This is a genomic window from Faecalibacterium sp. AM43-5AT (genome assembly GCF_003603345.1).
GTDB classification, from domain to species: domain Bacteria; phylum Bacillota; class Clostridia; order Oscillospirales; family Ruminococcaceae; genus Faecalibacterium; species Faecalibacterium taiwanense.
Genome location: NZ_QVGZ01000001.1, coordinates 22,867 through 43,502, shown reverse-complemented (window position 1 = coordinate 43,502; position 20,636 = coordinate 22,867). Strand labels below are relative to the sequence as shown.

Genomic DNA, 20,636 nt, shown 5'->3' with positions numbered 1-20,636 from the left:
AACCGCCATGGAGACCATCAAGCTGAAAATTCTGGACGAAGTGGGTCACACCCTGATGACCTGCGATGCCGACACCAACGTATCCCTTGTTTACACCAACTCCTACAAGCCCGGTGACCGGGTGGCGCTGGAAATCGACCATCCCGGGCAATACTGCGTCATTCAGTTTGAGGACACCATGCCCGAAGCCCTTGTGTATGTGGTAAAACGGGAGATCAATTTCCATATTCCCTTCGGGGAGCAGGCCATCACCTACTCGCCCAAAAGCTTTGTGGGCAGCCGCCATGTCGTCCGCGCACGCCTTGCGCTGCCGGAAGAAATTGCTGCACGGCGGAACTTAGCCTTCAACTGCTACGATGAGCACGGCGACACCGGCTTTTATCCCCACGCCAGTGCCAACGTGGAAACGCGCGGCGAGGCGGTGTTTGCCGCCCGCAACGCCATCGACGGCATCTTTGAAAACAGCGCCCATGGGGAATACCCCTACCAGAGCTGGGGTATCAACCGGGACCCCAACGCCGCCCTGACCCTGGATTTTGGCCGCGAGGTATTATTGGAGGAGCTGCGCATCACCGAGCGGGCAGATTTTCCGCACGACAACTACTGGGTAAAGGCTACGGTAGAATTTTCTGATGGCAGTCAGCTGGACATTCCGCTGGTAAAAAGCGCCAAGCCCCAGAGCGTTGCCTTTGAGCCCAAGCGGGTGCGCAGCCTTGTGCTGAAAGACCTCATTCAGGCCGAGGGTACCTCGCCCTTCCCTGCCCTGACCCAAATCGAAGCCTTTGGCACCGAGGTGAAATAAAATGAGCCTATACAATTCTCTCTATGAGCGGGAAGGGCATGGCATCAGCCCCAACGAGCCGGAGAAAAAGGGCTTTGCGCGCTTCTGCCAGATGGTCGGCCGCGACCTTGGTCAGCTGCTGGGCACAAACCTGATAGTCTGCGTGCTTTGTCTGCCCGCCGCGCTGGGGGTCTCGCTGGGCGTGACCCTGTTTTCCCTGCCGATCACGGTGGTGTGCAGTCTCCTCACCGGTCTGCTGGTCGGCCCTGCCATGCTGTTGCTGGCAGATTGCGCCCTGCGCAGCTTGCAGAACGACCCCTCCCAGTGGCTGCCCCGGGCAAAACAGACCCTTGCCGCCCACTGGAAATCTGCCTGCGGCTTTGGCTGCATTGGCACACTGGTGCTGGGGCTGCTGTGCTTTGTATCGGCCTTTGTATTTGAGGTCGCCGCACAGCAGGGCTACTACCCCGGCCTTGCCGTGCTGGTATTTCTGGCGCTGGATTTCCTGGTGCTGGCGGTTTTCAGCACCCTGTGCGCCGCTGTACTGCCGCTGCAAGCCCCGGACAGCCTGCTGCGCCGCGCGGGCAGACTGCTGCTTAACACACCGATCCGCTGCGTGGCGGCAGGTATCGTGATGCTGGCAGGCATCGGCGGCATGCTTTTGCTGTTCCCGGTCAGCGTATTCTGGGCAGTGCTGTTCGGTTTCTGGTTGCCCGGGCTTGCAGCCATGCAGACCCTGTTCCCCGTTTTGCGGCAAGAATACGGCGTACAGGTGCGCACCATTCCGCACCCGGCAGCGCCCGATAAGATCCTGACCGCGCAGGAGCAAAAAAGGCGTTCCCGCGTCAACTGGTGGTACTACAACTGGGGCATCGTAGTTGTGGCGGCTATGGTCATTGTAGGTGCAGCGTATGTGGCACACGGCCTGCTGACCGCCGTAGACCCCGATTATACCGTGGCGGTGGTCACGGCAGAAGCCCTGCCAGACGATGCGGTGCAGCGTCTGCAGACTGCGCTGGCGGGCTATGCGGACGATGCCAACGGCGACGGGGCTGTGGTGGTGCAGGTGAACAACTACACATGGAGTGCCAACGCCGCCCTGACCGACATGAACGGCCAGATGGCTGGTGCCACCCAACTGAACACCGATCTTGCCAACGACGAAAGTACAATCTGGATCCTCGAAGACCCAGAGGGCTTTGAGCAGGCTTATGGGGCGCTGAGCGAAAAGCTGGGTGCCGACTGGGCCGGACAGCTGATCGACTGGGACGAGCAGCCGGTACTTTCCGCTCTCGATCTTGGAAGTTATAACACCACTACCGATGGTAGCCAGCGCATTGCTGTACAAAGCTGTTTTGCTGGCTGTAAAATTGCGATTTTTGACAGGGAAGATCGTTTATGGCGTTCTTTGAGCTCTTGATTCAATTGTTAATCCATAGCCGTCCTTTTTGTCAGTTTTTATGCAGTGTGGGTTGCTCCCCATGTAGACAATCGGCAGCATTTTGTGCTATATTAGCAACAACTAACCGCTTTTGCACAAAGGAGCTCCTAATGAATCAAATATCCGATCTTCCTAATCCACTGAAAATTTTATTTCAGGAATACAATCAAGGCCAAATCGAGTCTGTCGGCTTCCGCAGCTTTACTCTGCACGCTGGTGAGAGCAATAGCTACCGCACACTGAAAAGTGCACTGATCGTCCCAGTGTCAGGCCGGGCCATCTTCTCATTCGAGCACGAACCATTTATTGCCAAGCGAGGACTATTCCTGCACGGATGCCCCAACAAGACCCTGACCATTTCGGCCATGGGCGAGCAGGATTTCCGCTACATCAATATGTACTACGAAAACGATCGCCCGTTGCTGTTCTCCCACAAGCTCAAAAATCCGGAACAGACTTTTTCCATTCTGGAGCAAATCTTGAAGCTCCACCCGGATGCTGACATCCGTAGTCAGTACCAGCAGGAAAAGCTGACAGAAGAGTTCTTCGCCCAGATTTTTGCAGATTTTCAGCCCGAGGAAACTTAGTAAGATCACCCCTCACGCTAAAGCGGAAAAGAAAAAAGCATTGCTTCCCAATGAGGTTGATATTCTGATGAATGTAGTTGTAGAACCACGCGCCCGCGTATTCTGCGCCCTCTGTCTGTACTGCGGACTTCGTAAGGAAGAAGCACTTGGATTGCAATGGTCGGACATTCAAAGCAGCTCTCTGACCATCCGGCGCGCTATGCTATGACCTTTCTGAACAACCAGCAAGACCCTGTAGATGATTTCAAAACAAAGACCGCACACAGGGTCGTTCCTATCCCGGACAAGCTCAGATTCGTCTTGCTTGAAACACCACACTTGAGCCGGTATATCGTCCCAGCCGTCGATGGCGGAGATATGACCCGCTCCGCATTCACCCGGTTGTGGAACTCTCACGTTGCGGCCCTTGTGCCGTTCTCCCTGCATCCCCACATGCTGCGGCATACCTACGCAACGACACTTTATCGTGCAGGGGTAGACTTACGCACAGCACAAAAACTTATGGGGCACAGCAGCATTCAGGTCACCGCCGATATTTATACTCATCTGGAACAAGAAGACTCGCTCCATGTCGCTGATAAACTTAACGAGTATCTTTCCTGCAAATCGGAAAACTCCGCAAAAAGTAGTCAAAAGGTAGTCAAGCTCGCCATTTGACACAAAAAAATAAGCCACACAGCACGTTTTTCAACGCTACTGCGTGGCTTTTCTGGTGCACCTCGCGCACTCATATCCGAACTTTTCTCCGCTTTCACGGCTTCCCCAAAAGCGACCGTTTCCGTACCTTCCTTATAATTAAAGGTAATGAGAACCTTATCATCGTAGAGATAGATGGCATTGATGAAGGTATCCACCAGTGCCTGCCGCTGCTCCGGCTGGGTCATATCCAGCTTACGGAAACGGAGCAGCCAGAACCGGACGAATTCTTCTTTCATCTTCGGTTTTGCCAGCCGTTCCTCTGCAATGCGGGCTTGCAGTTCCTTCCGCTGTTCTTCCAGCGCTTCCAGCCGCTCCTTGGTGGAACTGGTCAGAATGCCCATCTGGATGGCATTCAGCATATTGGTGATGCCGACTTCCGTTTCTTTCAACTGCTTTTCATAGATGGGCAAATCCGTGCTTTCCTGATTTTGCAATTCCATGACTTTGGCAATGATGGCATTCATGGAAGCGTCATATTCCACCAGCTTCATGGTTTCGTTGACCACCAGATCTTCCAGCCACTGTTTCCGCACGGCCTTTTTATCGCAGGTCTTTTTCTTCTTGGCAGCAGCACACTTGTAATAGGTGTACATCTTCCCGGTGTGGCTGACACCGCTTTCTCCGAACATCAGCGCTCCGCACTTGCCGCAGTACAGCTTGGTGGTGAGCAGATAGCTTTCCTCTGCCTTATGACGGGCAGGGGCTTTTTTGTTTTTCGCCAGCTTTTCCTGCACCTTGTTGAACAGGTTCGCGTTTGCGCAGCGAAGCGGAGCAATGAAAGCCCCAGTGGGGCTTTCAAGCGACAGAACGGTCTTGCGCAGCAAGATGGAGGGGCCTTACCCCGACAAGTTCACCTGATACGAGTGCCAGAATTGCATTGGGCTGTACCACATCCCGCAGACGCAATTCGCCGATGTACCGGCGATTACTCAGCATCCGCTGAATCGTATTGTAGGACATCTCCCCGCCCATCGAATTCTTAATGTTGTGCGCCTTTAACCAATCCCGCAGGTCGGTCATAGTCGCGCCGTCTGCATACTTCTGGAACGTCTGCTCCACATACGGAGCCAACAACGGGTCGGGCTGGTAATGCCGGGTCTCATCGATCATGTAGCCGAACGGAATCGTGCCGCCATTATAAATACCCTTGAGAGCGTTCTCGGTCATGCCGCGCACGACCTTTTCAGACAGGTCAGCCGAGTAGTATTCGGCGTAACCTTCCAGCACCGATTCCAGAATAATGCCCTCCGGGCCAGCCGAAATGACTTCCGTCGCCGACACCAGTTTCACGCCGTTCCGCTTCAGTTGGGTCTTGTACCGTGCGCTGTCGTAGCGGTTCCGGGCAAAACGATCCAGCTTCCAGACAATGATGACATCAAAGATTTCACGTTCACTGTCCTTAATCATCTGCTGGAACTGCGGGCGGTTGTCCGTTTTTGCAGAAACGGCACGATCGATGTAGTGTTTGACCACCGTAAAGCCGTTCTTCTCCGCATAGGCGGTGCATTCCCGGATCTGACCTTCAATGGATTCTTCACGCTGACTGTCAGTAGAATAGCGGGCATAGATCACGGCGGTCATGGCAGGCACCTCCCATTTATACATCATTGAACGGTGGAGCGTTCTTTCAAAATAGTGTTTCGTATAATGTATATACCACAGTTTTTAACTGAATGCAAGACTTTTTCCCAAATAAAAGCCGCCCTCATTCTCAAATCGTCCAGTTCTGGCTTGCCGACTGCAGATCCACCATGTGGGTGTACAGTCCCTTCCGGGCGTACAGCTCTGCCGGGCTGCCCTGCTCGGCCACGATGCCGCCCGACAGCACCACCACCTGATCCGCACCAGCTACGGTGCGCATCCGGTGGGCGATGATGAGGACGGTTTTGTTTTTAATGAGTCGGGACAGTGCCTCCTGAATGGCAGTTTCGTTCTCCACATCCAAGCTGGCGGTGGCTTCGTCCAACAGAATGATGGGCGCATTCTTTAGGAAGGCGCGGGCAATGGAAATGCGCTGACGCTCGCCGCCGGAAAGGACGCAGCCATTCTCGCCGATGTTGGTGTTCCACTTATCCGGCAGCTTTTCGGCAAATTCCTCGCAGTTTGCCAGCTTTGCCGCCGCAAGGACCTCCTCGTCGGTCGCGCCCTTGCGCCCCAGACGGATGTTTTCGAGGATCGTGTTGTCAAACAGCGTCACATCCTGAAACACGATGGAATACAGGCTCATGAGCTTTTCCGGGTCGATTCGGGAAATCTCCATGCCGCCCACGGTGATGCTGCCCTTCTGGTAGTCCCAGAACCGTGCCGCCAGTCGGGAAACGGTGGTCTTGCCGCCGACAGGTGGGAGCACATCAGCGCCGCAATGTAAACAAGGTAAGACAACACTGCAAATAACACTGCCATCCAGCCGTAATAAGGGATGTTCACCGCCTGCGCATAGTTTGGCGCGGCGTTCAGCACATCCCGCAGGATCTTCCAGATGTACACAAAAGGCACCAGCGCCACCAGCGCACTGGCCGCAGACAGCACCCACGAAGCGTAGGTGAAATATCGGCAGTTCCCGGCGTAACCCATCAGCCGGGATAGATCGGACTGTTTTTTCACGAAAGAACCTCCTTCAAAAAAACATATCATGTCAAAATCTCTGTCAACCTGCGAGATACGCAGCGTGCTTTTTTCTCATAAATCACCCCGCAGCACCCCGCGCTCCTCCTATTTATTTTTCTTCTTTTTGTACCCGCAGTCGCAGTAGGGTCCGCCGGAGGCAAGGGTGTACTGCCGCACAAAGTTCGTCACGCCGCCCGCTTCGCTCATGGTGTAGTCCAGATGGCACAAAGCGGGTGTCAGGTCATAAAGCCCAAGCTTCTGCATCAGCGTACAGATGCCGCATTTCGTAAAGCGTCCCTCGTAGCCGCTGCCGTCGGGATACTCATAAAAGTCCATATTCCACGAGTAAGGGTTGCGGTCGGCGGCTTTCAGATCGGCGGTTGCCTTCATGCTGGCAATGTCCTTTGCGGTAAACTTGCTTTTTCCGCTCCTGCGGCAGAACCACTTCATCAGCGGCGTCATCTGAGCGTTCTCATAGTATACCGTCAGCGCCTCTGTATCCGGCCGCTTCGGCATACAGAGAACGAACGCCCCCAGCATGGCGCAGCCAATGATGTTCAATTGGAAGCGGTCGGCCTTTTCAAACTCCGGCAATTTGGTGAGGATTTCTTTGTATTTCGGCTTGGCGGTTTTGGTGATCTGCTTTGCGGTGGCTGCATCATAGCCCAGCACCGCCGTCAGCTGCTTTTGGAAGGAGCCTGCAAACAGCGCCCACATCCCCATGGGCATCCCTGCATACTTCATTGTCTGCCTCCAAATCCGATCTTCACGATCTGCATTTTCATCCCGTTGTCCCCGGCCCTTGCGAGGAAGCGGAAAAAGCCGCTGACGGAAGGGTCTTTCAGGTCGCAGTAACCCAGCATATAGCCCCGGCTGGACACCTGCAGGCGGCTGTCCCATGGGGAAAGCTCGCTTTTGGCATCCGAAACCGCGAAATATGCCCCCACATCCTTGATCTTTGCAGTCTTGAGCCATGTTTTTGCGATCATCTTCACCGCCGTGCGGTTGGCGGCATCAAAGACCAGCACCCCGCCGGGAAAAGCGTCCGCCATCCCCCGCACCAGTTCCCGGACCTGCTGGGTCGGGAAGTAATAGAACACCCCGGAGGCAAAGAACACCGCCCCGCCGGAGGCATCGATTCTGCCAAACCATGCGGGGTCTTTCAGGTCGCAGGGAATGTTTTGCTCCCGCTCCCCGGCGGGCAGCAGCTGCTGCCGCAAGGCAATCACATCCGGGAAATCCAGATTGTAGATCTTGCAGCTGCCGTTGTCGCAGGCTCTGCCGGTGTTGTCCAGCCCGCAGCCCAGGTTGACTACCGCCGCACAGGGGTGCGTTTTCAGGTACGCCTGCACCTCAAAGGTAAGGTCGTTCTGCCGCATGGCCACCTCCAGCGCACCGAACCGCTGCATCAGACTGCGGGAGCTTTTCTCCGCCCCTGAAAAATCGTAGTCGATCTGGTCGAGCAGACGAACCGCGGTTTCATCCCGGTAAAGGTTCGGGTACAGCTCCGTACACAGCTTCCGGGAATACAGCGGGAGGATCAGCGTCTCCTGCACGGTGTTTTTCTCGATTTTGTATTTCATAGGTTCCTCTCTAAGTAAAGAAAAATAGTCATCATTGCCGACAGCACCGCCGCTATGACTGCCATGCCTACCGTACGATAGGCACTGCGGATCGCTTCTTTTCGTCCTATGCTTCGTCCTCCTTACACTGTTTCACCGCTTTTGCGCCGTAACGCACAGCCAGCCCTTTTTATTTTTGTGGCTCTGAATCTTACAGAAGCCTGCTTGCTCCAGATATGCTTTCAGGGCAGTATCCGTGTAGATGGTCATGCCATTGATGATCTGTGTCCATTTGTCGTCTTTTGCGGTTTCGCCGTTTGCTTCATTGCAGATGAAAAAGACCCCGCCGGGTTTCAGCACCCGATAGACCTCTCCGAAATTCTGCACAAGTTCCGGCCAGAAATAGACCGTTTCAAAGGCGGTCACTACCTCAAACTGCTCCGATCCAAACGGCAGTTCTGCCACACTTGCCTGCTGCACGGTACACCGTCCTGCCGCAATGGCGCCCGCATTGACCTTACGCGCTTTTTCTACGCTGACAGCCGAATAATCGATGCCCTGCACCTTGCCTTTAGGGCACAGTTTCAACAGCGTTTTGATGTTCGCCCCGCCACCGCAGCCGCAGTCCAGCACCCTGGCATCCGGGGCAGGCTGCAAAAAACGCAGCCCCCACGCTGCCATTGCGCTGTGGCCAAAGTTCATCATGGCAACCATGATCTTCCCGCCAAGACCTACGGGCTTGCGGGTGTTTTCAAAAAAGGACATAACGCCACCCTCTTTCTATTTACAGTTCACAATGCAATGCTTTTCACGCAGTTCCTCGCGCTGTAGTTAGTAAAAGCTAACTTTTTGTTCTATAAAAAGCCGCATCTCAGCGGCCCTTCTGCCAAAATAATACGCCCTGCTGTTGTCGCTGTCAAGAAGTTCAGGTATTTTCGGAGATTCCGAAATAGATTTCGTTTTCAAGACCCCCAGCCGTCACCCCAGTGCCACATCCAGCACCATCATCACGCTGAAGCCTACCGCAAAAAACACGGTGCCAACGTTGGAGTGCTGTCCCTGTGACATTTCCGGGATCAGCTCCTCCACCACAACATACAGCATGGCTCCGGCGGCAAAGCTGAGCAGATAGGGCAAAGCGGGCACCACGATGCCTGCCGCCAGAATCGTCAGCACTGCCCCGATAGGCTCTACGATGCCGGACAGTACGCCGCCCCAGAACGCCCGGCCCTTTTTCATTCCTTCCGCCCGCAGGGGCATGGAGATGATGGCACCCTCCGGAAAGTTCTGGATGGCAATGCCAAGGGAAAGCGCCAGCGCCCCGGCGGCAGTGATCTGAGCGGTCCCGGCAAGATATCCGGCATAGACTACGCCCACTGCCATGCCCTCCGGGATGTTGTGCAGCGTCACCGCCAGAACCATCATGGTGGTGCGCTGGAGCTGGCTTTTGGGGCCTTCGGCCTGCAAACTGTTCTGGTGCAGATGGGGGATGAGATGATCCAGCAGCAGTAAAAACAGGATCCCAAGCCAGAAACCCACCGCCGCCGGGAAAAATGCCAGCCTGCCCAGATCTGCAGCCTGCTCCATGGCCGGGATCAGCAAACTCCAAACCGATGCCGCCACCATGACCCCGGCTGCAAAGCCGGTGAGGGCACGCTGGATGCCGTCGCTCAGGGACTTTTTCGAAAAGAATACACAGCCTGCCCCAAGACTTGTGCCCAGAAAGGGGATCAGGATCCCCCAGAATGCGTCTTGTATCATGTCGAACCTCCTTGTGGTTAAATATAACTAACCACATAAAAAGTATACTGCGCTCCGGCAAAAAGGTCAAGGGCAATCCCGCATAATTCTAAGCGCCACAGCCGCCGGAACGGTGCTCAAGCCGTCAGGCGGGAATTGTGCGGTGTTGCCCAAGGGCTTTGCGGCACCTTCTGCCAAAAAATTAACCTTCATAAACATCCCCGCTTTTTCTTGACAACACCCCGTGGACGTGCTATTTTAATTTCCAGTAATTAGCTTATTCTAACCATCTGAGGGGTCTCGCCCCGCGGGTTTTTCTTTGCGCGAAATGTTAGGCTAAGCTAACCATATATTTTCAAACCAGTGATTGAGGTGTGTTACAATGAGATTGAAAAAAGTATTTGCAGGTGCACTTGCTGCTGCTATGCTGGTGTGCGCTGTGGCAGTCCCGGCCTTCGCTGCGGAAGAGGTGGAGCAGGAGAACTGCCTGTCCTCCAGCTATGTCCAGATGAACATCCCTTACGCCGATTTCTACAAAGCTGCCGGTGTGGACAACGCATCTGAGATCGATGCTGTTACCAGCGCCACCAAAAACAAGACCCGTGCAGGCAAGCTTGCTGCCGGTTCCTACCATGTCAACGCGGACGGCACCGACATCACCGGTGTTTCCTTCCCGGTCAAGGTACTGACCCCGTGGGCGCTGAAGAATGCAAAGCAGGTCACCGATGCCGACAGTTGCGACATCACCGTTACCCTGAAGGGCAAGGAATCCACTACCACCTATACCGGTGTGGATGCCCTGTTTGAGAACGAGAGCTACGCTTACTACAAGCTCAGTGAGACCCCTGCCTGCTACATTACCGCCTGGTATGACCTGCTGAGCGGCAAGTGGGAGTTCGGCAAGGTCCGCGCCGCCGAGACCACCGTAGAGGGTACCACTGTGGAACTGAATACCAACGGTCACCACGCCACCTACGAGATGAAAATCTCCGGTTTTGATCTGGACTACAAGGCCAACAAGGTCTACGGCGTAGTTCTGACCACCGCCGATGGCAGTGAGTACGGCCTGCGTCATGTGGCCAACATCTGGCATGGTACCAAGCTGGGCCTCAATGCCGATGATCCTTACTTTGCATCCATCATCGGCAAGACGATTACTCAGATCACCTTCTACGCCGCCGACGGTGTGTATGTCCTGCCGGTCAGCGTGGCACTGTGAGGCTGCGGAAAACTGCCTGATCCAGCAAAATACAGTACAAAACGGCAAGGTCGCTTGAAACAGGCGGCCTTTCTTTTCTCTGTTTTGATGTTCGCCCCGCCGCCGCAGCCGCAGTCCAGCTCCATGGCCGGAACCAGCAAACTTCATCCTGATGTCGGCACCTTCTGCCGAAAAATTAGCCTCCATAAACATCCCCGCTTTTTCTTGACAAGGCTCTACAGGAGTGCTATTTTAGGTTTCGTCAATTAGCCAAGTCTAACCATCTGAGGGGCCTCGCCCCGCAGGTTTTTCTTTGAGCGAAATGTTAGACTGAGCTAACTATATGGCCGCAATTTTCTGCCATTGCGATGAAAGGAGAATTTTTCATGAAACTGAAGAAATTTCTTTCCCTGCTGCTGTCGGCGGCTATGGCGTTCAGTCTGTTGACCGCTACCGCCTTTGCAGCAGCCCCCGCCGAGGAGGAGAACGGCTTTTTCGATTTTCTGCTGGGCGAAAAGTACACCTACCTCTATGCTGCCCTGACTTGGGATGAGTACTGGGCAAACGAGAAGGTCTATGCTGCCGGCAACGCTGCCGCCTCTGCACAGCTGGACAGCCACGAGGAGCACGACCTTGGCGCATTTGATGCAGTCTCCCGCGCTACCGTCAACCACGGCCTGCACCGCGGCAGCTTCCAGAGCACTGCTGTGATCTACGCCAAGGACGGCAGCAGCTACACCGTTTCCCACTGGTCGGACGATGGCAAGACCATCTATCTGGCCGATGGCACCACCGTGGGCTGGAACCGGGGCACCATTACCAAGGCCGACGGTTCTACCGTGCAGATGGATCACTACGAGGTGCTGGGCACCAAGTATGTGCCGGTGCGCGTGGCCACCAGCGACCTTGCAGATTTCTGCTCCAAGTACACCGTGGTGGAAAACGGCGGTCAGCTGGTGGGTGGCTACTCTGAAAAGGAACTGACCGCCTATACCCTGACGGCTACGGTGGACGAAAACACCAACGGCCTGAAGTACGCAACCAAGAGCGGCGATGGCTACACTTTCTCTGCCGCACATACCGGCACCGGTTCCGGCGTGGCAGAAGCCGCCCAGAAGGCTGCTGATGGTCTTACCGTGAACCTGCGCAGCGGCAGCGATGTAGGCAGCTTTGGCGAGTTCATCCGTGTGGATCTGAACGGCAATTACGGCGAGCTGGGCTCCCGGATGCAGTCTGTGGTGTGGACCTACTACGGCGATGACAGCACCTATACCCACGCCAAGGCCTCCTACGGCACTAAGTTTGCAGCCGACAACTGGATGCACAAGTCCATGGGCATCCAGATGGGTCTGAGCGATTCCGCCCGCTGCCAGCTGCCGGAGGGTACCGATGGCACCGGCTACTGGACTATCACTATCCGCGCACTGGGCTATGCCGACACGGTGGTGAAGTTCCAGACCACTGCCGAGAACCTTGCCAAGCACGAGCTGGCAAGCGATGCAGACCGCGCCGCCCTGCAGGCTGTGGTCGCCACGGCACAGAGCAAGGCAAAGGCCGCTTACACCGCAGCCAGCTACGCTGATCTGGAGACTGAGCTCGCCGAAAGCATGGAACTGCTGAGCCGGGATACCCTGTATAAGGCTGCTGCACTGGAACAGGTGACCCACCTGACCGATGCTGTGCAGAACCTGAAGGCTGCCTGATCCAGCAAAATACAGTACAAAACGGCAAGGTCGCTTGAAGCAGGCGGCCTTGCTTTTCCGTGTCAGGAGAAGATGGAATGAACAAAAAACGATGCAATGCGCTGCTGCCGCTGGTGCAGCTGCTCCCGGCGGTGGCGGCAGCAGCAGCCGTGCTTTTTGCCCTGCCCCGCACCGTGCCGGTGCTGGCCGCCGTGCCGGAAAGACTGACGGCTGTGGTGGAGCAGCCGTCAGAAGCCGCTTCCTCCGAAGCGGAGGAAGAAGTACTGCCCAAGCTGCCCTATGCCGATGGAATTTACGTCGGCTCTTCCCGGGGCTACGGCGGTGCCGTCCGGGTGCAGGTCACCATGGAAAACGGCAGCATCACGGAGGTCGAGATATTGGACGCTTCCCACGAGACAAAGCAGTTTCTGCGGCGCGCCAAGCGGCTTTTGACCACCGTGGTGGAAGCCCAGAGCTGGGAGGTGGATGCCGTTTCCGAGGCCACCTATACCAGCCGGGGCATTCTGGGTGCGGTGCAGAACGCCCTGACCGGCGAGGTAGTCAACAACCCCCTGCCGCCGCAGCCAAAGCCCGCCGCACCGCTGGTGGTGGAGGAATTTACCGCGCCCTCTACCTACCTTGACGGCATCTACACCGCCGAGGCCATGGGTTTTGAGGGCGAGATCACGGTGCAGGTCACGGTGGCAGAGGATAAGATCACCGATATCACTCTTCTGAGCGCCGAGGATGAGGAGAAATATCTCTTCCGGGCAAAACAGGTCATCCCTGCCATTCTGGAAGGGCAGAGTCCCAACGTGGATGCCGTTTCCGGCGCGACCTACTCCTCCACCGGCATCCTGAACGCGGTCAAGCTGGCACTGGCAAAGGCGGCTGTTGCTCCGGCAGAGGACGCCGCCCCGGAGCAGGCAGCATCGGAAGAAGCGGCAGAAGCCGCGGCACCATCTGAAGCAGAAGGATCCGAGGAAACGCCGGTCGCTGCGCCCACCGTGGAGGTGGTGCAGCCGGAAGAAAAGAGCGTCGTTCCCGCATGGCTCAAAGAAATATGGCAGCAGCTTTTCCCGGCAGATGCACCGGCATCCTCTGAACCGGAACCGGCATCTTCTGAGGAAGTGCTGCCGGCACCCGAAGCGGTACTGCCGCCGGAAGAGACCGAAGCCGAACCTGAAACGGAAGGAGCAGTGGAATGAAATACAAGAATTTTCTTCTCCGGGCGGTGAACCTGCTGCTGATTCTGGGGGTACTATGGCAATACCAGCAGGTGGCGCTGGTCCGGGCAGCAGCGGTGAGCCAGCGCAAGCAGGAGATCGCTGAGGTGGAAGCCTACAACGCTTCCGTTTTGCAGGCGCAGAGCGCAGCGCAGGCAGAGCAGACTCAAAGCGGCTACCGGGACGGCACCTATGAGGGCAGCGCCTTTGGTTTTGGCGATGTCATCCGGGTGTCGGTGACCATCCAGAACGGAAAAATGACCGATATTGCGGTGCTGGATGCCTCCGGCGAGGATAAGCCCTACTATAAGCAGGCGCTGCCTTTGCTGGACGAGATGCTGTCAGTACAGTCTGCCGGGGTGGATACCGTTTCCGGCGCTACCCTCACGGCAGAAGGTCTCATCGGTGCAGTCGAGGACGCACTGGGAAAGGCGGCAGGATGATGGAAAAAACACAGGCAAAGCCTTTGACAGTGGCGCAGCAGCGTCAGCGGGACAAAAAGCGCCGTATATGGCTGCGCACCGGGGTGCAGTTGTTCTTCTTTGTGTCCATGCCGGGCGCGTTCGTGGCCGGGTTTTCCGGGGTAAAGCAGATCTTTCTGCACATCGGTGCGGGCGAGGTGCTCACAGCGGACAGCTTCACGCTTTCTCTGCTGGGGCTGTGCGGCTTCACTTTGCTGTTCGACCGTTTTTTCTGCGGATACGCCTGCGCCTTTGGCAGCTTGGGTGATGCCGTCTGGGCACTGTCCGGGCTTATCCAGAAAAAGCTGTTCCACCGCAAAAAGCCACTCCGTCTGCCGGAGCGGGCGGTGCTTTGGGGGCAGAAGGTCAAATATCTGCTGCTGGCGGGGCTGGTGGCGCTGTATGTGACCCGGCAGGAAAAGCTGCTGACCGGCGCAAGCCCGTGGGAGGTGTTTTCCCGCCTGACAGCTCTGCGTCTGCCGCCGGAGGGCTTCGGCGTGGGCATTGCGCTGTTTGTGCTCATTTTGCTGGGCATGGCAGTGCAGCCTCGGTTCTTTTGTCAGTTCCTCTGCCCTATGGGAGCGGTGTTCGCCCTGCTGCCGGTGCTGCCCTTTGCGCGGCTGCACCGGCAGAGCGATAGCTGCATCCCGGGGTGCAATGCCTGCAAGCAGCAGTGCCCGGTGTGCCTGAAGCTGGAGGAAAGCAGCCTGCGCAGCGGGGAATGCATCGCCTGTGAAGCCTGCGTGGGCACCTGCCCTAAACAGAACATCCACCGGTGGGATATAGCCTTGTGCAAGCACCTGTGGCTGCCGGTGCTGGGTAAGGCGCTGCTCTTCTTCCTGCTGGGCTGTTGGCTGGGTTTCTGCCGGTTTATCTGAACCAAAAAGGAGGCCGCCGCACAACATTTGTGCAGCAGCCTCCTTTTGGCTTGGACGATTTGTCATTTTTACAGGGAATGCTTCTGCTCCAACAGGTCTGTCATGCTGCGCAGGCTGATGCCAAGGGTGGAAAGGTTATGCAGCATAGCACTGGTAGCCGGGGGCAGGATGCCCAGTGCGCCCAGAAGGATGAGCGCTGAGTTGAAGCCGGGCACAAAGCGGTAATTGCTGCCCACCCGCTTTTGCAGGGCGTTGGCAATGGCTTTTAACATTGTTAGTGGCAGCTTGATACGGAGAATCATTTTGGTCATGCTCACTTGCGGAAATTCGCAAACGCAGCCTATAAAGGTAGCAGAAAGATTGAATGCGTCGTACTTTTTTCGATTTTGCATAACGAATTTTTCAAAATCCTCTTGACGCAATCTACATACCGTGGTATTTTTCTTGTAAATTCCACTGATTTTGTGGAGTAACCTGAATCTCTCCACAAGATGCGGTCGTGTTCATTTTGAACACGGCCTCTCCGTGGATTATCCCTGAAAGATCAACCGCCCCGCAACACACCCGATTCATTTTGCCGCCGATTCACCCGACAAAATCATCGCTGCGCTGCGTGGGCGGTATTTTTCTTTTCCGGGGAAGATTGCACCTTGAAAATTTCATGAGCCGCCCGAACGTGATACCGGCTTTCCAGTCAACGCCGCTGCACAAACAGGGGCAGGAACTTCGTTCGGAGCAAACGGTGGCCCCATTACATGAGCAGAGCCCCGCTACTTATTTTTTGCGTCTTAACAATTTGGAAACATTTGTTGAAAATGCGTTTTGAGCGCAGCGGTAGAGGGCAAGAACCGTCCCGTGGCCACAAATTTTCAATTCTTGAAAATTTCCTGCCCATCCGGGACTTCACTTCTTCAATGCATCTGCATTTCCGAAGTGATCTTGTTGGGGTAGCGCTTGTCGGGGCAACGCCCCTCCATCTGCTATCGCAGACCGCGCTGCCGCTTAAAAGCCCCACTGGGGCTTTCATTGCTGCGCTGCGCTTCGCAAACGCGGTCCCACCCCAAACCCTGCTCATGGTTCGCACCTGACGGTGCGAACAGCAACGGCGTGTCGTGCTTACATAGCTTCACCGAGGAGTTATCGAACAGACAGGAGGTACAATGACCAAAACGAATGTTCAACCGATTCCTAGCAATTTTCAGCACCACGACACGCCGAACAACAAAACGCACATCATCAAGTTCCGTGTGACAGCGGAGGAAAAAGCGTCACTGGAACTCACTTGCAAACTCCTAAATGATGCCCGGTACGAAAGAGAAGATCCTGTCCGGGCAGTTCAAAGTCCGTGATGCCGATATGCACCGTCTTGCCAGGGCAGATTTTCCGAACCGCAAGCAGATCGTGCACGAGATTCTGCACCCGGAGGACCGCTCTGCTCCGCAGAAACGCATCTACGGAATCAACTATTCTGCACTGGAAGCTGCCGTCCGGCGAATCCAGCAGGATGTTGATTTCCTGATGAAGTATCTCCCCAAGGTGCCTGATGATGCCTATGTGAAAGTGGAAATCACGAAGATTCTGAAACAGCATAAGGCATATATGGCACAGTTTGAAGAACTGCTGAACGACGAAAAAGTCGCATAACGACAGGCACTTGTAAGACATCAACGAGCCACCAGCCGCAAGTGCAGGGCAGAAAACTTCTGCGCCCTTGCGCCTGATAAAAATGGAACTTTGATTTTCTCGCCCGGCTTTGCTGCGGTGGGACGATCAAAGGAGCGTGCGTTTGAACAAAAAGAAAAAGTCCACAAACACTTCCCCCTATCCCGATGAAGTCATCGACCGTCTGGCACGAGCATTCTACCCGGCCATCCTTGCCTGCTGGAACAGTGAGGAAGGCCAACGGGAGTTCGCCGCGTGGCAGGCGGAACAGGCTCATCATATCCCCAGCAAAGAAAAACAGAGCGTTCCCGACAGGGAACGCCCTGCTGTACATATCGCTGTTGTCTGTGGCTTTTGGCAGGGTGCGTCCGGGTGCTGGGTATTCGTAAAACAGTTTTCGAGAAATGACACGGCAACTGCCTGTCAGGATTGGTTACGAGTACCCGGCTAGGCCGAGGAAGCATCAAGTCCCATGTCCGCACCGTCAAGGTGTTGGGTATGGGGCTTTTTGCATTTCAGGAGCGTGTACACCTCTGGAAAGGTGTAACACACTAGACTTTGTACCAAAGTCGTGTGCCAAAGGAGATTGTGCTCCTTTGGAATTTCCGTCATCATAGAGGAAAGAAACAATCTATTAACTTTCCCATGCAGCAACAATGCTTCTTTCTGGGTTTTGAGGGTCAATAGTCACCTTTATAGGTGTTCCCTTGCTCACGAGAGGGTTGAACCAAAACCAATGGGACTGTCCATAATAAGTGTCTTTTCCAATCTTATATTGGTACCGAATCACCCAAGGATAAATTACATCTTCATCAGCAAAGTGATAGGTACTCATGTGGAATTTTATGTGAACCCTTTTTACTGCATTAACTTTTCCGGAAACAATCTTTCCGTTTTTCAGCAGGTCTGCTTTGCGGACGTCTGTAATCCATGCTACCCCGATAATTGCGATAGCAATAAGCCACGCAGCTATGAGTGCCCCGATTCCAACTTGCTTATAGGCGATAGAAATCAGAAAAGCAACAAAAATCCCAACAGCACCAAGAATATGGAGCAAATCTTTAGAAAAGAACTTATGGATTTTTTTCATGGAGAGACACTTCCTTTCTCAGTAGACAACATTATTTGTTCTATTGTATCATATGCTCTGTGTTTTTTCAAACCAAGTCAAGTGATTGGTGAAACGACATGAAATAATTGCATCTCACGACAGATCACCGAAGATAATTGGATTTTTGCAAAAAGAGGAGTAGTGTATCGTCGAAGGATGTGTTATACTCAGTCCACGGAACAATTATGAACTTTATTGTTACTCGGCAGGGTTTGGGGCAGGCACGCCCCAACAAGAAGCACTTTGGAAACGCAGGGGCGTTGCAGAAGTGTAGTCCCGGAGGAGCACAACATTTTCAAGAATTGAAAATTTGTGGCCACGGGACGATTCTTGCTCTGAGCAAATTCGCATACTTTTGAAAAATCTACTTTTCAATTTTCCGCAAATGTTATCATTTTGGAAGTCAGAGGAGGTCGCAGCATGAAGAAAGAAATTGATGCCTTTGTCAATGCAGCCAATGAGCAGGAATTGGAAGCTGCATGGAACAACCTCTCGGCAGAGGAACAGCGAGTTTTCGAGCAACTCATGAAGGAAGAACCACCCGAAGATGCATTGGCATTTTTCGCACAGCTGTATGACGATACCCCGAAGGAGCAAGCCAGCGAAACCGTGAGCATCTCCGAAAATGAAATCTATTTCAAGCGGCAGCCCTTGACCGAAGAGCAGAAGAAGCACGGCTCCTATGTAGATGAGAACGGCAATCTCCATGTCAAGAACCTGTCTGCATTCTGGATTCCTGAACTGACCACCACGGAGAAAGTCGGTCACACCACCTACACCGTGACCGGCAGCTATGAGGGCAAGGAATCCTTTTTGAAGAAGCTGGAGCGCATTGTTGCCAAAAACGCCCAGCAAAAATTTGAAGATGAGGGTGCAGACGAATGACAACTGCGTCCAATTCTGCTATACTTGACCCGGTAACCAATCCTGTACCGACAGTTGCTCCACAGAGTAAGGAGGACACAACAATGTCTGGAGCAACGAATAAAATCACCGCACTTTACTGCCGACTGTCGCAAGAGGACGCACGGCTCGGCGAAAGACTGTCCATTGAGAACCAGAAGGCCATCCTTCTGGAATACGCCAAAAAGAACTACTTCCCGAACCCGGTGTTCTTTGTGGATGATGGCTACTCTGGCACGAACTATGACCGTCCCGGCTTCCAGAGTATGCTGACCGAGATCGAAGCGGGACATATAGGAATCGTCATCACGAAGGATTTGTCCCGACTGGGGCGCAATTCCGCCTTGACTGGTCTGTACACCAACTTTACCTTTCCCCAGTATGGCGTTCGCTACATTGCGATTAACGACAACTACGACACCATTGACCCGAACAGCGTAAACAACGATTTTGCAGGCATTAAGAACTGGTTCAACGAGTTTTACGCCCGCGATACCAGCCGCAAGATTCGGGCCGTTCAGAAGGCCAAGGGAGAGCGTGGAGTACCGCTGACGGTCAATGTGCCGTACGGCTATGTGAAAGACCCGGAAAACCCGAAACATTGGCTTGTTGATCCGGAAGCGGCTGCGGTCGTGAAGCGCATCTTCTCCATGTGCATGGAAGGCCGTGGTCCGACCCAAATTGCCAACCAACTGTGGGTGGACAAAGTTCTGACTCCTACCGCCTACAAGTTGAGCCATGGCCGGAGTACAAACGCACCTGCCCCGGAAGACCCTTATCGCTGGGATAAAAGAGCAGTAAGTTTGATTCTGGAACGCCGGGAGTACACTGGCTGCACAGTCAACTTCAAGACCTATACTAACTCTATCTGGGATAAAAAGAAACATCTGAATCCTGTGAAAAATCAGGCTATCTTCTCGGACACACATGAGCGCATTATCGACGATGATGTGTTTGAAAAGGTTCAGGAGATTCGTAATCAGCGTCACCGCATGACCCGGACAGGCAAGAGCAGCATTTTCTCCGGTATAGTCTACTGTGCTGACTGCGGTTCCAAGATGCAATATGGTTCGTCCAATAACAGGGACTTCAGTCAAGACTTCTTTGATTGCTCTCTGCACAAGAAGAACGGGAGCAGGTGCAAGGGACACTTCATCCGGGTAAAGGTTCTGGAAGGCCGTGTGCTGAACCATATCCAGCAGGTGACAGACTACATCCTTTGCCATGAAGACTACTTTCGCAAGGTCATGGAGGAACAGCTTCGGGTGGAAAGCAGCGAAAAGCTAACTGTCCTGAAGAAGCAGCTTGCCCGAAATGAGAAGCGAATCGCAGATTTCAAACGGCTGTTCATGAAAATCTACGAGGACAACGCCAGTGGAAAGCTGAGCGATGCCCGCTTCGACATGATGAGCCAGAGTTACGATGCCGAGCAGAAGCAGCTGGAAGAGGACGTCCTCTCTATCCAACAGGAAATCGAAGTACAGGAACAGCAAATCGAGAATATTGAAAAGTTCGTCCAGAAAGCGCACAAGTACGTCCATATTGAAGAACTCACCCCCTATGTTCTCCGTGAACTGGTGTCGGCTATCTATGTGGATGCCCCGGATAAGTCCAGCGGAAAGCGGGTGCAGCACATCCATATCAAGTACGATGGGCTGGGGTACATCCCTCTGGATGAACTGGAAGCAAAAGAAAAGGCATGACCGAAGTCACGCCAAATCTTCCCCATTTAGGGAACTTTTGCAAATACTGTTTTATGGGAACTCTGCTGGTGGGCGCACCCTGTTTTTTGTTTTACACTTAATCTTCTAACCCGTGACTCCCAGCTGCTTTCCTCAGATATTCCTTCGGATCCTCATTTAGAATCAGCTCTGCATACGCCAGCGGGTCATTGTAGATGAGATAATCCAACTCTGATTTCTGCGACATGGTCATATCCAGCGCATCCTCGACCCCGGTGCAGTCGATGGAGATCATTCTCCCATCCCGGAGCAGCAGCTCCACGCAGCCGGTGTCCATGTTGAATTTGCAAACTCTTGCATCGTACTTCATACTCGTGTCCTTTCTACCTTACGGCACTCTTACAGTGGTCTGTCGT

Annotated in this window: 21 protein-coding genes and 5 pseudogenes; 15 read left to right on the top strand and 11 right to left on the bottom strand. The window is 54.3% G+C overall.

The window, feature by feature from the left end:
- The first annotated feature begins 7 nt into the window (after positions 1 to 7).
- The 4 genes from DW937_RS00250 to DW937_RS00230 all read left to right on the top strand — a co-directional run bounded on the left by DW937_RS00250 (position 8) and on the right by DW937_RS00230 (position 3,466).
- Entirely contained in the window at positions 8 to 802 is a 795-nt protein-coding gene (locus DW937_RS00250; protein ID WP_118528263.1) for a carbohydrate-binding protein, read from the top strand.
- 1 nt (position 803) lies between these two features.
- On the top strand, positions 804 to 2,201 hold the full coding sequence (locus DW937_RS00245; protein WP_120119714.1) for a hypothetical protein: 1,398 nt from the start codon (positions 804 to 806) through the stop codon (positions 2,199 to 2,201).
- A 131-nt stretch (positions 2,202 to 2,332) separates the two neighbouring features.
- Positions 2,333 to 2,809 carry a hypothetical protein gene (locus tag DW937_RS00240; RefSeq protein WP_118528267.1) on the top strand — a complete coding sequence of 159 codons (477 nt, stop codon included), beginning with the start codon at positions 2,333 to 2,335 and terminating at the stop codon, positions 2,807 to 2,809.
- Between the two features lie 204 nt (positions 2,810 to 3,013).
- Positions 3,014 to 3,466: a tyrosine-type recombinase/integrase gene (locus DW937_RS00230; RefSeq protein ID WP_165852845.1), complete on the top strand. Its 453-nt coding sequence runs from the start codon at positions 3,014 to 3,016 to the stop codon at positions 3,464 to 3,466.
- On the opposite strand, the pseudogene DW937_RS00225 reads toward DW937_RS00230, so the two are convergent.
- The 8 genes and pseudogenes from DW937_RS00225 to DW937_RS00195 all read right to left on the bottom strand — a co-directional run.
- Positions 3,439 to 4,254 (bottom strand): annotated as a pseudogene (locus DW937_RS00225) (recombinase zinc beta ribbon domain-containing protein); the annotation flags it as partial. The gene DW937_RS00230 and the pseudogene DW937_RS00225 sit on opposite strands and share 28 nt — an antisense overlap.
- A 100-nt stretch (positions 4,255 to 4,354) precedes the next feature.
- Positions 4,355 to 5,089: pseudogene (locus DW937_RS00220) on the bottom strand (recombinase family protein); the annotation flags it as partial.
- Between the two features lie 130 nt (positions 5,090 to 5,219).
- Positions 5,220 to 5,843: pseudogene (locus tag DW937_RS00215) on the bottom strand (ATP-binding cassette domain-containing protein); the annotation flags it as partial.
- Positions 5,732 to 6,112: a hypothetical protein gene (locus DW937_RS15110; protein ID WP_243111389.1), complete on the bottom strand. Its 381-nt coding sequence runs from the start codon at positions 6,110 to 6,112 to the stop codon at positions 5,732 to 5,734. The pseudogene DW937_RS00215 and the gene DW937_RS15110, both read right to left, overlap by 112 nt.
- A 108-nt stretch (positions 6,113 to 6,220) precedes the next feature.
- Complete coding sequence (locus DW937_RS00210) at positions 6,221 to 6,859, bottom strand: L-2-amino-thiazoline-4-carboxylic acid hydrolase (RefSeq protein ID WP_120119708.1); 639 nt, start codon at positions 6,857 to 6,859, stop codon at positions 6,221 to 6,223.
- Positions 6,856 to 7,698 carry a class I SAM-dependent methyltransferase gene (locus tag DW937_RS00205; protein WP_120119705.1) on the bottom strand — a complete coding sequence of 281 codons (843 nt, stop codon included), beginning with the start codon at positions 7,696 to 7,698 and terminating at the stop codon, positions 6,856 to 6,858. The genes DW937_RS00210 and DW937_RS00205 overlap by 4 nt, the downstream gene beginning before the upstream one ends.
- A 132-nt stretch (positions 7,699 to 7,830) precedes the next feature.
- On the bottom strand, positions 7,831 to 8,442 hold the full coding sequence (locus tag DW937_RS00200; RefSeq protein WP_120119703.1) for a class I SAM-dependent methyltransferase: 612 nt from the start codon (positions 8,440 to 8,442) through the stop codon (positions 7,831 to 7,833).
- Positions 8,443 to 8,655: 213 nt separating this feature from the next.
- Positions 8,656 to 9,438, bottom strand: coding sequence for a ZIP family metal transporter (locus DW937_RS00195; RefSeq protein ID WP_120119702.1), 783 nt, complete (start codon positions 9,436 to 9,438; stop codon positions 8,656 to 8,658).
- 361 nt (positions 9,439 to 9,799) lie between these two features.
- Between DW937_RS00195 and DW937_RS00190 the strand changes: the two genes are divergently transcribed.
- The 5 genes from DW937_RS00190 (at position 9,800) to DW937_RS00170 (ending at position 14,862) form a co-directional block, all read left to right on the top strand.
- Positions 9,800 to 10,636: a hypothetical protein gene (locus DW937_RS00190; protein WP_120119701.1), complete on the top strand. Its 837-nt coding sequence runs from the start codon at positions 9,800 to 9,802 to the stop codon at positions 10,634 to 10,636.
- Between the two features lie 365 nt (positions 10,637 to 11,001).
- A complete protein-coding gene (locus DW937_RS00185; protein ID WP_120119700.1) occupies positions 11,002 to 12,318 on the top strand; it encodes a penicillin-binding Tp47 domain C-containing protein in 1,317 nt (438 codons plus the stop codon).
- A gap of 77 nt (positions 12,319 to 12,395) precedes the next feature.
- Entirely contained in the window at positions 12,396 to 13,505 is a 1,110-nt protein-coding gene (locus DW937_RS00180) for an FMN-binding protein (protein ID WP_120119698.1), read from the top strand.
- Positions 13,502 to 13,966, top strand: coding sequence for an FMN-binding protein (locus DW937_RS00175; RefSeq protein ID WP_120119696.1), 465 nt, complete (start codon positions 13,502 to 13,504; stop codon positions 13,964 to 13,966). Before DW937_RS00180 ends, DW937_RS00175 begins: the two co-directional genes overlap by 4 nt.
- Positions 13,963 to 14,862 carry a 4Fe-4S binding protein gene (locus tag DW937_RS00170; protein WP_120119694.1) on the top strand — a complete coding sequence of 300 codons (900 nt, stop codon included), beginning with the start codon at positions 13,963 to 13,965 and terminating at the stop codon, positions 14,860 to 14,862. The genes DW937_RS00175 and DW937_RS00170 overlap by 4 nt, the downstream gene beginning before the upstream one ends.
- 68 nt (positions 14,863 to 14,930) lie before the next feature.
- Here the strand turns inward: DW937_RS00170 and DW937_RS00165 are convergent.
- Positions 14,931 to 15,131, bottom strand: a pseudogene (locus DW937_RS00165) (hypothetical protein); the annotation flags it as partial.
- A 230-nt stretch (positions 15,132 to 15,361) separates the two neighbouring features.
- Between DW937_RS00165 and DW937_RS14760 the strand changes: the two are divergent.
- The 4 genes and pseudogenes from DW937_RS14760 (at position 15,362) to DW937_RS15005 (ending at position 16,975) form a co-directional block, all read left to right on the top strand.
- Positions 15,362 to 15,688: a hypothetical protein gene (locus DW937_RS14760; protein WP_165852844.1), complete on the top strand. Its 327-nt coding sequence runs from the start codon at positions 15,362 to 15,364 to the stop codon at positions 15,686 to 15,688.
- Between the two features lie 334 nt (positions 15,689 to 16,022).
- Positions 16,023 to 16,160: pseudogene (locus tag DW937_RS15450) on the top strand (mobilization protein); the annotation flags it as partial.
- Entirely contained in the window at positions 16,159 to 16,506 is a 348-nt protein-coding gene (locus DW937_RS00150; protein ID WP_242959400.1) for a hypothetical protein, read from the top strand. The pseudogene DW937_RS15450 and the gene DW937_RS00150, both read left to right, overlap by 2 nt.
- A gap of 136 nt (positions 16,507 to 16,642) precedes the next feature.
- Complete coding sequence (locus DW937_RS15005) at positions 16,643 to 16,975, top strand: transposase (RefSeq protein WP_243111388.1); 333 nt, start codon at positions 16,643 to 16,645, stop codon at positions 16,973 to 16,975.
- A 183-nt stretch (positions 16,976 to 17,158) separates the two neighbouring features.
- Here the strand turns inward: DW937_RS15005 and DW937_RS00140 are convergent, their stop codons facing one another.
- Positions 17,159 to 17,614 (bottom strand): DUF3592 domain-containing protein, encoded by a 456-nt coding sequence (locus tag DW937_RS00140; protein WP_120119693.1) that lies wholly within the window; start codon positions 17,612 to 17,614, stop codon positions 17,159 to 17,161.
- Between the two features lie 441 nt (positions 17,615 to 18,055).
- On the opposite strand from DW937_RS00140, the gene DW937_RS00135 reads away from it, so the two are divergent.
- A complete protein-coding gene (locus tag DW937_RS00135) occupies positions 18,056 to 18,520 on the top strand; it encodes a hypothetical protein (protein WP_120119691.1) in 465 nt (154 codons plus the stop codon).
- An 83-nt stretch (positions 18,521 to 18,603) separates the two neighbouring features.
- Positions 18,604 to 20,241, top strand: coding sequence for a recombinase family protein (locus DW937_RS00130; RefSeq protein ID WP_243111387.1), 1,638 nt, complete (start codon positions 18,604 to 18,606; stop codon positions 20,239 to 20,241).
- A 97-nt stretch (positions 20,242 to 20,338) separates the two neighbouring features.
- On the opposite strand, the gene DW937_RS00125 is transcribed toward DW937_RS00130, so the two are convergent.
- Positions 20,339 to 20,590, bottom strand: coding sequence for a DUF6061 family protein (locus tag DW937_RS00125; protein ID WP_120119688.1), 252 nt, complete (start codon positions 20,588 to 20,590; stop codon positions 20,339 to 20,341).
- Positions 20,591 to 20,636: the final 46 nt, after the last annotated feature.

Bases quoted from the DNA above. Each gene is read 5' to 3' on its own strand.
- DW937_RS00205 (WP_120119705.1), bottom strand. From the start codon at position 7,698: ATGAAATACAAAATCGAGAAAAACACCGTGCAGGAGACGCTGATCCTC.
- DW937_RS00195 (WP_120119702.1), bottom strand. From the start codon at position 9,438: ATGATACAAGACGCATTCTGGGGGATCCTGATCCCCTTTCTGGGCACA.
- DW937_RS00185 (WP_120119700.1), top strand. From the start codon at position 11,002: ATGAAACTGAAGAAATTTCTTTCCCTGCTGCTGTCGGCGGCTATGGCG.
- DW937_RS00135 (WP_120119691.1), top strand. From the start codon at position 18,056: ATGAAGAAAGAAATTGATGCCTTTGTCAATGCAGCCAATGAGCAGGAA.
- DW937_RS00200 (WP_120119703.1), bottom strand. From the start codon at position 8,442: ATGTCCTTTTTTGAAAACACCCGCAAGCCCGTAGGTCTTGGCGGGAAG.
- DW937_RS00210 (WP_120119708.1), bottom strand. From the start codon at position 6,859: ATGAAGTATGCAGGGATGCCCATGGGGATGTGGGCGCTGTTTGCAGGC.
- DW937_RS00230 (WP_165852845.1), top strand. From the start codon at position 3,014: ATGACCTTTCTGAACAACCAGCAAGACCCTGTAGATGATTTCAAAACA.
- DW937_RS00190 (WP_120119701.1), top strand. From the start codon at position 9,800: ATGAGATTGAAAAAAGTATTTGCAGGTGCACTTGCTGCTGCTATGCTG.
- DW937_RS00240 (WP_118528267.1), top strand. From the start codon at position 2,333: ATGAATCAAATATCCGATCTTCCTAATCCACTGAAAATTTTATTTCAG.
- DW937_RS00175 (WP_120119696.1), top strand. From the start codon at position 13,502: ATGAAATACAAGAATTTTCTTCTCCGGGCGGTGAACCTGCTGCTGATT.
- DW937_RS00125 (WP_120119688.1), bottom strand. From the start codon at position 20,590: ATGAAGTACGATGCAAGAGTTTGCAAATTCAACATGGACACCGGCTGC.
- DW937_RS00150 (WP_242959400.1), top strand. From the start codon at position 16,159: ATGATGCCCGGTACGAAAGAGAAGATCCTGTCCGGGCAGTTCAAAGTC.
- DW937_RS00180 (WP_120119698.1), top strand. From the start codon at position 12,396: ATGAACAAAAAACGATGCAATGCGCTGCTGCCGCTGGTGCAGCTGCTC.
- DW937_RS00245 (WP_120119714.1), top strand. From the start codon at position 804: ATGAGCCTATACAATTCTCTCTATGAGCGGGAAGGGCATGGCATCAGC.
- DW937_RS00250 (WP_118528263.1), top strand. From the start codon at position 8: ATGGAGACCATCAAGCTGAAAATTCTGGACGAAGTGGGTCACACCCTG.
- DW937_RS00140 (WP_120119693.1), bottom strand. From the start codon at position 17,614: ATGAAAAAAATCCATAAGTTCTTTTCTAAAGATTTGCTCCATATTCTT.
- DW937_RS00170 (WP_120119694.1), top strand. From the start codon at position 13,963: ATGATGGAAAAAACACAGGCAAAGCCTTTGACAGTGGCGCAGCAGCGT.
- DW937_RS00130 (WP_243111387.1), top strand. From the start codon at position 18,604: ATGTCTGGAGCAACGAATAAAATCACCGCACTTTACTGCCGACTGTCG.